Annotated in this window: 10 protein-coding genes and 1 other RNA gene; 8 read left to right on the forward strand and 3 right to left on the reverse strand. The window is 66.3% G+C overall.

Annotation, left to right across the window (positions count from 1 at the left end):
- The 4 genes from metH to ACE3S9_RS08585 form a co-directional block, all read left to right on the forward strand.
- Nucleotides 1–2,519, forward strand: a 2,519-nt coding sequence (gene metH, locus ACE3S9_RS08570) for a methionine synthase (protein WP_374546027.1), incomplete at its 5' end; no start/stop codon positions are given.
- Nucleotides 2,520–2,603: 84 nt separating this feature from the next.
- Nucleotides 2,604–3,683: an HPP family protein gene (locus ACE3S9_RS08575; RefSeq protein ID WP_374546028.1), complete on the forward strand. Its 1,080-nt coding sequence runs from the start codon at nucleotides 2,604–2,606 to the stop codon at nucleotides 3,681–3,683.
- Nucleotides 3,684–3,781: 98 nt separating this feature from the next.
- Nucleotides 3,782–4,588, forward strand: coding sequence for an extensin family protein (locus tag ACE3S9_RS08580; protein WP_374546029.1), 807 nt, complete (start codon nucleotides 3,782–3,784; stop codon nucleotides 4,586–4,588).
- 123 nt (nucleotides 4,589–4,711) lie between these two features.
- A complete protein-coding gene (locus ACE3S9_RS08585; RefSeq protein ID WP_374546030.1) occupies nucleotides 4,712–5,020 on the forward strand; it encodes a DUF2853 family protein in 309 nt (102 codons plus the stop codon).
- A gap of 2 nt (nucleotides 5,021–5,022) precedes the next feature.
- Here ACE3S9_RS08585 and ACE3S9_RS08590 read toward each other — a convergent pair whose 3' ends face one another.
- The 3 genes from ACE3S9_RS08590 to ACE3S9_RS08600 all read right to left on the reverse strand — a co-directional run bounded on the left by ACE3S9_RS08590 (nucleotide 5,023) and on the right by ACE3S9_RS08600 (nucleotide 6,845).
- Nucleotides 5,023–5,772: an N-acetylmuramoyl-L-alanine amidase gene (locus ACE3S9_RS08590; protein ID WP_374546031.1), complete on the reverse strand. Its 750-nt coding sequence runs from the start codon at nucleotides 5,770–5,772 to the stop codon at nucleotides 5,023–5,025.
- Nucleotides 5,773–5,842: 70 nt separating this feature from the next.
- Nucleotides 5,843–6,127, reverse strand: a complete 285-nt coding sequence (locus ACE3S9_RS08595) for a hypothetical protein (RefSeq protein ID WP_374546032.1) — start codon at nucleotides 6,125–6,127, stop codon at nucleotides 5,843–5,845.
- Nucleotides 6,128–6,329: 202 nt separating this feature from the next.
- The gene (locus ACE3S9_RS08600) at nucleotides 6,330–6,845 is read right to left on the reverse strand and encodes a c-type cytochrome, methanol metabolism-related (RefSeq protein WP_374546033.1); all 516 of its coding nucleotides are present in this window, start codon (nucleotides 6,843–6,845) and stop codon (nucleotides 6,330–6,332) included.
- 175 nt (nucleotides 6,846–7,020) lie between these two features.
- Here ACE3S9_RS08600 and rnpB point away from each other — a divergent pair.
- The 4 genes from rnpB to ACE3S9_RS08620 all read left to right on the forward strand — a co-directional run.
- Nucleotides 7,021–7,402, forward strand: an RNA gene (gene rnpB / locus ACE3S9_RS08605) — RNase P RNA component class A.
- A gap of 248 nt (nucleotides 7,403–7,650) precedes the next feature.
- Nucleotides 7,651–8,655, forward strand: coding sequence for a 16S rRNA (cytosine(1402)-N(4))-methyltransferase RsmH (gene rsmH / locus ACE3S9_RS08610; protein ID WP_374546034.1), 1,005 nt, complete (start codon nucleotides 7,651–7,653; stop codon nucleotides 8,653–8,655).
- A 1-nt stretch (nucleotide 8,656) separates the two neighbouring features.
- Nucleotides 8,657–9,085, forward strand: coding sequence for a hypothetical protein (locus ACE3S9_RS08615; protein ID WP_374546035.1), 429 nt, complete (start codon nucleotides 8,657–8,659; stop codon nucleotides 9,083–9,085).
- Nucleotides 9,086–9,088: 3 nt separating this feature from the next.
- The coding region (locus ACE3S9_RS08620) for a peptidoglycan D,D-transpeptidase FtsI family protein (protein WP_374546036.1) at nucleotides 9,089–10,316 on the forward strand (1,228 nt) is incomplete at its 3' end.

Here is a 10,316-nt window from a genome sequence, read left to right on the forward strand (position 1 = left end):
TCGCCAATGGCGCGCAGATCATCGACGTCAATATGGACGAGGGCCTGCTGGATTCGCAGAAGGTGATGGTCGAATTCCTGAACCTGGTCGCCGCCGAACCGGATATCGCGCGCGTGCCGGTGATGGTCGATTCGTCCAAATTCGAGGTGATTGAAGCCGGCCTGAAATGCCTGCAGGGCAAGGCGGCGGTGAATTCGATCTCGATGAAGGAAGGCGAAGAGAAATTCATCGCCCAGGCCAAGATCGTGCGCCGCCACGGGGCAGCGGCGGTCATCATGGCGTTCGATGAACAGGGCCAGGCCGACACGTTCAAGCGCAAGATCGAAATCTGCACGCGGGCCTATAAAATCCTCACCGAAAAAGTCGGCTTCCCGCCCGAGGACATCATCTTCGATCCCAATGTATTCGCGGTCGCGACGGGTATCGAGGAGCACAATCATTACGGCGTCGATTTCATCGAGGCCGCGCAGGCGATCCGGCAGACTTTGCCGCACGCCCATATCTCGGGCGGCGTGTCCAACCTGTCGTTCTCGTTCCGCGGCAACGAGCCGGTGCGCGAGGCCATGCACAGCGTGTTTCTCTATCACGCCATTACCGCCGGCATGGATATGGGCATCGTCAACGCCGGCCAGCTCGCGGTCTATGAGAAGATCGATCCCGAATTGCGCGACGCCTGCGAGGACGTGGTGCTCGATCGCCGGCCCGACGCCACCGAGCGTCTGCTCGCGATCGCCGAAAAATATCGCGGCAAGACCACCGAGACGCGGGAGAAGGACGCCGCCTGGCGCGAGCAGACGGTCGAGGCGCGGCTCGAATATGCTTTGGTCAATGGCGTGACCGATTTCATCGAGACCGACACCGAAGAAGCGCGCCAGAAATCGTCGCGCGCGCTCGATGTGATCGAAGGGCCGCTGATGGCCGGCATGAACACGGTCGGCGACCTGTTCGGCTCCGGAAAAATGTTCCTGCCGCAGGTGGTGAAATCGGCGCGCGTGATGAAGGCGGCGGTGGCCTATCTGTTGCCCTATATCGAGGCCGCCAAGGGCGAGGAAGGCGGACGCAAAAGCGCGGGCAAGATTCTGCTCGCGACCGTGAAAGGCGACGTGCACGATATCGGCAAGAACATCGTCGGCGTCGTGCTCGCCTGCAATAATTTCGAGATTGTCGATCTCGGCGTGATGGTCCCCGCGACGCGCATTCTCGACGAGGCCAAGAAGCAGCAAGTGGACATCATCGGGCTGTCCGGCCTCATCACGCCCTCGCTCGACGAAATGGCTTTTGTCGCCGCCGAAATGCAGCGCGAGGATTTCGACATTCCGCTGCTGATCGGCGGCGCGACCACCAGCCGCGTGCATACGGCGGTGAAGATCGCGCCGAACTACGCCAATGATCAGGCGATCTACGTCACCGACGCCAGCCGCGCCGTCGGCGTGGCGCAGGCGTTGATCGGCGAGGGCAGGGCCGCTTACAAGAAGCAGATCGCTGAAGAGTATATCAAGACCGCCGAGGCGCACGCCCGCGCCGAAAGCGAGAAGAAACGCGTGCCGCTCGCGAAAGCGCGCGCGAACGCCTTCAAGATCGATTGGGAAAATTACAACCCGCCCAAGCCGAGCTTCACCGGCATACGCATCCTGTCCTCGCTCGATGTGGCGGAACTGATCCCCTATATCGACTGGACGCCCTTCTTCCAGAGCTGGGAATTGAAGGGCCGCTTCCCCAAAATTCTCGAAGACGAGAAACAGGGCGCCGCCGCGCGACAATTGTTCGAGGACGCGCAGAAAATGCTCAAGCGCATCGTCGACGAGCGCTGGTTCAATCCCAAGGCGGTGCTGGGCTTCTGGCCGGCCAATGCGGTCGGCGACGATATCGCGCTCTATACCGGCGAATCGCGTGGAGAGAAGCTCGCCACGCTCCACACCTTGCGCCAGCAGCTCGCGCGCCATGACGGCAAGTCCAATGTCGCGCTGTCGGATTTCGTCGCGCCGGCGGAGAGCGGCAAGGCCGATTATGTCGGCGCCTTTGTCGTCACCGCCGGGCCGGAGGAGGGCAAGATCGCCGACAAGCTAGCGCGGGCCAATGACGATTACGGCTCCATTCTGGTCAAGGCTCTTGCGGATCGCATCGCCGAAGCCTTCGCCGAATATCTGCACGAGCGCGTGCGAAAAGAGTTCTGGGCCTATGCGCCGGACGAGGTTTTGAGCAACGAGGATCGGGTCGCCGAAGCCTATCGCGGCATCCGCCCGGCGCCGGGCTATCCGGCCCAGCCGGATCATACCGAGAAGCAGACCATCTTCGACCTGCTCGCCGCGTCGCGCCGCATCGGCGTTTCGTTGACAGAGAGTTTCGCGATGCAGCCAGGCGCCTCGGTCAGCGGGCTCTATCTGGCTCATCCCGACGCGCATTATTTCGGCGTGGCCAAGGTCGAGCGCGATCAGGTCGAGGATTACGCCGCGCGGAAAAACATGAGCGTGGCCGAGGTCGAGCGCTGGCTGTCACCAATTCTCAACTACCGCCCATAAGCCCGACGCCTTGCGTCGGAGCTTGCTAGCTGCCGTTTTATGTGACAATAGGCGCAAAAAATAGGCATTTGGCGAGGCGGCGTCTTGAAAACCTTCTTGAGACGGCTGGCGCCGGCGCTCGCCGGCGGCACGCCGCGCGACGTCCTGCTGGCCGGGCTCGGCGCGCTGGTCGGCATTGGGCTGACGGGTTTCGTGACGGCGATGGGGGCCGGCGCCGGCGCGGTTCCGTTGATCGTGGCCCCCATCGGCGCCTCGGCGGTTCTGGTTTTCGCCGTGCCGTCGAGCCCGCTGGCCCAACCCTGGCCGGTCGTCGGCGGCAATGTGCTGTCCTGCCTCGTTGCGCTGGCGGTCTGCCAATTCGTCGCCAATCCCTTCCTCGCGGCGGGCGTCGCCGTCGGCGGGGCGATCGTGCTGATGTCGCTGCTTCGCTGCCTGCATCCGCCCGGCGGTGCGGCGGCCTTGCTGACCGCGCTCGCGGCCCATAGCGGCGCGCCGCCCGATCTGCTCTTCGCCTTCTCCCCCGTCGGCGCCAATTCTCTGCTGCTGGTGATGGCCGGAGTGGTCTTCCACCGCTTTTCCAGCCATTCCTATCCGCACCGGCCGGCGACGCCGCCGCAAAGCCTCTACGGAACCCTGGATTCGCCGCCGATCCGCCGGGCGGGTTTTCGCGACGACGATCTCGATGAAGTGCTCGGCGCGATGCACGAATCCTTCGACATCGATCGCGCCGATCTGGAGGAACTGCTCTGGCGACTGGAGGAGCGGGCGCTGGCGCGGACGAAGGACTCGCCGCTCTGCGGAGAGATCATGTCGAAGGACATTGTCTCGATTTCCTATGACGCGACAGTGGCCGAAGCGCGAGAGAAAATGCTGGCGCGCAAGCTGCGCTGCCTGCCCGTGGTCAACCGGCGTGGCGTCTATATCGGCATGATCGAGGCGCGTCGCCTGATCGGCGAGGCGGCGCTGGTCGCGGCGATCATAACCCATGCGCCGACAGCGCGGCCCGACACGCCGGCGCTGGCCTTCGCGGCGGCTCTGTCCAGCGGCCGGGCCTATGAGGTCGTGGTGGTCGATTCCAATTACCGGATCGTGGGGCTGATCACCCAGACCGACATGCTCGCGGCCATCATGCGGGCGCTGAACCGGCGCGGCTCGAACGCCTGATGTCGCGCGGCAAGTTGACAGCGAATTGAAACAGGTTCGGGCGCGGCGCGTTCCTTTCATGTCAGCCAGCCTCAAGCTGGCGATTGAAAGGGGGAGCGATGCGGCCGAGCGCCCGCTTGTTGGTCTGCAGTTTGTTCGTCAGCACGCAATTATGGCCGGCGGCGGCCAGCGTCGCGCCGCCACTTCCGCCGCCGCGTCCAGCCGATCTTGTCGTCGCGCCGCCTTCGGTCGAACCTCCGCAGCCACCGCCGCGGCCGCCGGATCTTACCCAGCCTGCGCCGCCTGCCACACCTGCGCCGCCTCCTGAACCTTCCCCGGCGGCGGTCGAAAATCCGGAAGATCCAGCGGCCTGCGATCAGCTCCTGTCAAGCGGCGCCGTCACCGTGAAACGCTTGCCGCCGATCGGCGGTGAGAATGGATGCGGCATAGCGGCGCCGGTTTCCCTTGAGGCGGTGATCCTTTCTGACAAGCGCGTGGTCAAGCTTGAGCCGCCTCTCACCCTGCGCTGCGATTTCGCGGCGGCGGCGGCGCGCTGGATCGCGACCGATCTGGTCCCATCGATCGAGGCGTCCGCCAAGGCGTCGTTCGGCCGCGTAGCGCGGTTCGCGGGGGCGGGAGGCTATCAGTGCCGCCCGCGCAACGGGCAGGCCGGCGCGTTCCTGTCCGAACATGCGCGCGGCAACGCGATGGACATCGATGCGATCGTGTTCGAGGACGGGCGCACGCTGTCGCTGTCGAACCCTGCCAATGATCTCGAACTTGCGACGGACCTGCGCGCGAGCGCCTGCGACGCCTTCTCGACCGTGCTGGGACCGGGAGCGGACGCCGCGCATGACCATCACATTCATCTCGATCTGGAGCGGCGTCGCCATGGCGGTCGGATTTGCGAATGGGACCTGCAATGATTCGAGGCCGGCGCGGCAAGCGGCGGCAAAATCGCTTGCGCTCCTGCGGCGGCTGAGCTTTGCTGCCCTCGCGCGGGAGTCGCGGCCGCATCGAGCCGGCCCCTCCGGCGGGAGGACATCAGCATGGATCATGCGGCGGAACTCAAGAAATACGCCCCCAACGCCGACCCGGCCAAGGCCGAGGCGCTGCTCAAATATCTGAGCATTGCGTTGCGCAATCCCGATTCTGCTCTGGTCGCCTCGTCGGACCCGGACGAGATCAAGACCGTCAAGACCAATTGGGCGAAGAAGAAGCTCGGCGTGACCGACGAGGCGGCCATCGACGCCGCGATCAAGACGGCCACGGAAAAGATGAAGGGCAACAACCACAAGTCGCGCGCGGCGTTCTATTACCTCGTCGCCGAGGCGCTGGGCAAGCTCGACGCCATCTGAACTCAGGCCGTCGGCAAGGCGGCGAGCAAGCCGCGCAGGGTCTCCAGGGTCGAGAGGTCGGCGATTCCGTCGACCTTTTCCGGCCTGAAATGACGTTGGAACGCAGCGACCGCGTCACGCGTCGCCGTGTCGTAGAGCCCGCTCGCCGGAACCTCATAGCCATAGGCCGCGAGCAGGGTCTGCAGGGCGGCGACAGGCGGCCCCATCGCGCCCGGCTCATAGGCCGGGCCGGGGCGGAGCGCCGCCGGCGCGACCCAATGGCCGATTCCGGCCTCATGCAGGCGGCGCCAGGGAAAATATTCGCCGGGGTCGCTCTTGCGCGACGGAGCGACGTCCGAATGGGCGAGCACCCGCTGCGGGAGAATCGCCAGCCGCCGCTTAATATCCGCGCAGAGCGCGATCACCGCCTCGATCTGGGCGTCGGGATAGGCTGGGCAGCCGCCGTCATGGCCGGGATTGACGATCTCGATGCCGATCGAGCGCGAATTGAGGTCGGTCTCGCCGGCCCAAAAGCTCTTGCCGGCGTGCCAGGCGCGGCGCGATTCCGGCGCGAGTTGCCAGATGCGGCCATCTTCCCACACCAGATAATGGCAGGAGACCTGGCTTTCCGGCGCGCACAGCAGAGCGAGCGCGGCCTCGCCGGTCGGCATGCCGGTATAATGCAGGATGATTGCGTCCACCGGCCCGCGCAGGCGCTCGCCGTGATTGGGCGAGGGCTCGAAATGGCTGGCGAGCGGGCTGTCGGCGATCATGCGGCGTCGGGCTTCGAATCAAAAAGGCGGCCCGGACGGGCCGCCTTGTTCAGAGATGCGGTCCGATCGCTCAATACCAGGCGATGCAATGGCGGCCGCCATAAGGATCGACCTCGAATTCGGCGCAGCGGCGCGGCGGCGGGGGAGGCGGCGGCGGCGCGGTATTGGCGCCGATGATGCCGCCCGCGGCGGCGCCCAGAATGCCGCCGGCGACAGCGCCGCCAGCCCGGCCCGAAGCGAGGCCGCCGACGACCGCGCCCGTCGCGCCGCCGATCGCGGCGCCGCCGATCGCGCGGTCCTGAGGCGTGTAGCAGCCGGAAAGGCCGAGGCAGCTTACCGCGGCGAGAGTCAACATCAGGCTCGTTTTCATCGTTCAGGAAACTCCTCGGCGCCGCCCCAAGCGGCTCTGTCGCCGCGGGACGGGAGACTGCGCCGACAATGGACAGCCGAACGCGGCCGCACAAGTGCAAATTTGCCACGTCCGGCCGAACAATCACAGGCGCGACGCCGTGGGCGGCGTCCTCAACCCTTTAGCGCCCGATCGGCCCGCCGGAGCATCAGCCGAAGCAGAGATTGAGCTTGGCGTCCCAGTCCTTCGGCTGCGGCTCGTAGAGGTTCGGCCGGCCCCGTCCCAATGCGCCGTCCGAGCGCGCGCGCAGATAGACGTAGATCGCGTCCAGGTAGCACATGACGTTCTTGTCGTCGCCGAAATGGGGCATGACGAGGTTCTGGGAGGCGGAGACATTGCTCATGCCGCCGACGATGATGCCCTCGACCTGGTCCGTGGGCAGCGATTTCAGCGCATCGACGAGAGAGGGCGCATAGGTCGAGCCGAGGCCGTCGGGGCCATGGCATTGCAGGCAGTTTGCGCCATACATTACATAGCCGATATAGCTGTACCAATCGACCCGGCCGTCCTTGTCGATCTTGTAGGTCGGATTGTTGTTCCGGTCGAAATATTCGCCGTCTTTCGACGATTTCGGCGTCGGGTCTCCGGCGCCGTCGGCATAGGCGAGGCCAAGGCAACAGACCCATGCCGCCGCCGCGATCGAGATGGCGCGAAATCGAGGCATCCTGGGCCTCCCCTCCCGTGGCGCCCGGCGTGCGTGCGTCGTGGCGCCGTTCCTTGCAGGTTGGTCCCGCTTTTGACCCCGCGATGATGTGGCAGGCGCGGCTTTCAGACAAGGCGGAACCCGTCGCGCGCCGAAAAAACTTGACGCGCGGCCTTCGGCTGCTATGCCGGGGCAGCCAGTCGGCCGGATGGCCGCCGTCCTTCGGGATGGAGGAAAGTCCGGGCTCCACGGAGAAACGGCGCCGGATAACGTCCGGCGGGGGCGACCCCAGGGAAAGCGCCACAGAAAGCAAACCGCCGCCGATTCGTCGGCGGCAAGGGTGAAAGGGTGCGGTAAGAGCGCACCGCGCTGGCGGCGACGTCGGCGGCATGGCAAGCCCCGCCGGGAGCAAAACCGAATAGGGACGACAGGGCGCAGGTCTTTGGCCTCGCTCACCCTTCTCCGGGGCGTCGTCCGGGTTGGTTGCACGAGACGGCCAGTAATGGCCGTCCCAGATGAATGGCCATCGCGCGCCGCAAGGCGCCATACAGAACCCGGCTTACAGGCCGGCTGGCGCCTGACGCGTCATTTGGGTGCGGCGCGTCAACAGGTTCTTAACGCTAACGATGCTTTAATATCGGCCAATGCATTTTTCCGAAGCCTTGCTTCCGCGTTGACGCCTCTCATGTCGCATGTTAGCCGAATTCACATCCCATGCGGCGTCTCGCCTGCCTGCTTTCGCCGGGGCCCAAGCCTCCGGCGGCGCCTCGGCGCGGGCGGGTCTACGCGTCGCGACGGCCGGCTTTTCTTGCGCGCGAGGCCGCAGATGACAGGACTTCCCGCCGAATCGCCGCATCTCCCGGTGCTGGCGCAGGAGGCGATCGGCGCGCTGGCGGTCAAGCCCGACGGGCTCTATCTCGACGGCACATTCGGCGCCGGCGGCTATACGCGCCTCGTTCTGGCGGAGGGCGGGCGCGTGCTGGCGCTCGACCGCGATCCGACCGCGATCGCGGGTGGGGCGGCGCTGGTCGAGGCGAGCGGCGGCCGGCTCATGCTGGCCCAGACCCGCTTTTCACAGATGGAGACGGCCGCGCGCGAGCGCGGCCTTGGCCCGTTCGACGGAATCGTGCTCGATATCGGCGTGTCGTCCATGCAGCTCGACCAGCCGGAGCGCGGCTTTTCCTTCCGCTTCGACGGCCCGCTCGACATGCGGATGGAAAAGGCCGGGCGCAGCGCCGCCGATCTGGTCAATAATCTGGAGCAGGAACCGCTCGCGGATCTGCTCTATCTCTATGGCGAGGAGCGCGCTTCGCGTCGGATCGCCCGCGCTATCGTGGCCGAACGCGCCAAGGCGCCGATCACGACCACCGCCGCGCTGGCGCAGATCATCGCCCGCGCCAATCCCGGCAAGCCGCAGGACATTCACCCCGCGACCCGCTCCTTTCAGGCCTTGCGCATTGCGGTGAACGAGGAGCTGGACGAGCTGACCCGCGCGCTGGAGGCGGCCGAGCGCCTGCTGCGACCCGGCGGGCGGCTGGCGGTCGTGACCTTCCATTCGCTGGAGGACCGCATCGCCAAACAATTCTTCGCCACGCGTTCGGGGCGCGGCCGCGCGGCCTCGCGTCTGCTGCCGGGCGAAAAGGCGCCGCCGCCGTCGACCTTCCGGCTGCTCGCCGCCCAGCCGGTCGCGCCGACCGAGGCCGAATGCGCGCGCAATCCGCGCGCCCGCTCGGCCAAATTGCGTTGGGCGGAGCGCACCGCTGAAATCCCTTCTCCCCTGGCGGGAGAAGGTGGCGCCCTCGGGCGCCGGATGAGGGGGGAGGGCCGCTGACATGATCCGTCTGATGAATGTCATCGCGATCCTGGTGCTGGTCGGCTCGGCGGTCTACGCCTATTCGATCAAATACGCCACGCTCTACCAGGCCGAGAAAATGGCCAAGCTGAAGCGCGAATTGCAGTCCGAGACCGATTCGCTCGCCATGGTGCGGGCGGAATGGGCCCATGTCGCCAATCCGGTGCGCATTGAGGCTCTGGCGGATCAATATCTCGGCGGCCAGGTGATGCAGCTTTCGCAGATCGCCACGCTCGCCGGCTTGCCGGACAAGGGCGCGCGCGGCGACGAGATCGGCGCCAAGCTGCAGGATCTCGGCCTGTCCGAGCCGACCAACACGCCGGGCGCGGCGCCGTCTTCGGCGACGCCCAAACCCGGCGGCGCCAACGCCACGCCGGGCGGCGCCGGTCCAGCCAAAGCGGGGAGGTGAGCCATGGAAGCCGCCGCCGCGCGCCTTGAACCCGTCCACGAGCCGGCGCCCCATCCGCCGGCCGCCGCGCCTTTCGCGGCACCGCCGCCCGTTACGCCCGCGCCGCCTCCCGCTTCCGCGCCGCCGCCGCGTCGCGCCTTCGATCTGAAAAAGACGCTGCGGGCGATTTTTTCGACCCATTGGACGAAGAGCGGCGGCCGCATCAAGCTCACCGCGGCGGCTTTCGCCGCGCTGTTCCTGGTCTTTGTCGGCCGACTCGCCTATTTCGGCGCCAAGCCGGAGCAGCATTCGGTGCGGCGCGAGGCCTCCGAGGCCATTTCCGCCGCGCGCCCCGAACTGGTCGACCGCAACGGCGAGGTGCTGGCGACCGACATCAAGGTGATGTCGGTTTTCGCCGAGCCGCGCCGCATCATCGACAAGGACGAAGCGACCGAATTGATCACGGCCGTGCTGCCGGACGTCAACGCCAGCGAATTGCGCGCCAAGCTCGGTTCGCGAAAAGGCTTCGTCTGGGTCAAGCGCGGCGTGACGCCGGCCCAGCAGCAGGAGATTTTCCGCCTTGGCCTGCCGGGCGTCGGCTTCCTGCCGGAGAACAAGCGCGTCTATCCCAACGGCCCGCTCGGCGCCCATGTGCTCGGCTTCACCAATTCCGACAATGCCGGCATCGCCGGGATCGAGAAATATCTCGACGGCCAGGGCCTGTCCGATCTCCACGACGCTGGTTTCAATCTCGCGCCGGAAAATCTGACGCCGGTCGCCTTGTCGCTCGACATGCGCGCCACCCACGCCTTGCGTGACGAGCTGGTCCACGGCATGGAGCGCTTCCAGGCCAAGGCGGCGGCGGCCGCGATCCTCGATGTCAATACGGGCGAGGTCATCGCCGAGGCCTCGCTGCCGGATTACGATCCGAACAATCCGGTGGATGGGCTCAAGCCCAACAACATCAACCGCCTGACCGTCGGCGTCTATGAAATGGGCTCGACCTTCAAGGCGCTGACCATCGCCATGGCGCTCGACGCCGGCAAGGTCAATCTCAATTCGCGCATCGACGCGCGCAGCGAGCTGAGCTGGGGACGCGGCGTCATTCACGATTATCACGCCACGCACGCCATTCTCACGGTGCCGGAAGTCTTCGTCCATTCCTCCAACATCGGCTCGGCGCGCATGGCGCTGATGGTCGGCGTCGAGGGCCACAAAGCCTTTTTGCGCAAGATGGGCGAAATGGACCGCA

It is taken from the genome of Rhodoblastus sp. (assembly GCF_041915505.1).
In the GTDB taxonomy this organism is placed as follows: Bacteria; Pseudomonadota; Alphaproteobacteria; order Rhizobiales; family Beijerinckiaceae; genus Rhodoblastus.

Excerpts from the sequence above, each read along its gene's own strand:
- ACE3S9_RS08580 (WP_374546029.1), top strand. The coding sequence starts at position 3,782 with ATGCGGCCGAGCGCCCGCTTGTTGGTCTGCAGTTTGTTCGTCAGCACG.
- ACE3S9_RS08585 (WP_374546030.1), top strand. The coding sequence starts at position 4,712 with ATGGATCATGCGGCGGAACTCAAGAAATACGCCCCCAACGCCGACCCG.
- ACE3S9_RS08590 (WP_374546031.1), bottom strand. The coding sequence starts at position 5,772 with ATGATCGCCGACAGCCCGCTCGCCAGCCATTTCGAGCCCTCGCCCAAT.
- ACE3S9_RS08595 (WP_374546032.1), bottom strand. The coding sequence starts at position 6,127 with ATGTTGACTCTCGCCGCGGTAAGCTGCCTCGGCCTTTCCGGCTGCTAC.
- ACE3S9_RS08600 (WP_374546033.1), bottom strand. The coding sequence starts at position 6,845 with ATGCCTCGATTTCGCGCCATCTCGATCGCGGCGGCGGCATGGGTCTGT.
- rsmH (WP_374546034.1), top strand. The coding sequence starts at position 7,651 with ATGACAGGACTTCCCGCCGAATCGCCGCATCTCCCGGTGCTGGCGCAG.
- ACE3S9_RS08615 (WP_374546035.1), top strand. The coding sequence starts at position 8,657 with ATGATCCGTCTGATGAATGTCATCGCGATCCTGGTGCTGGTCGGCTCG.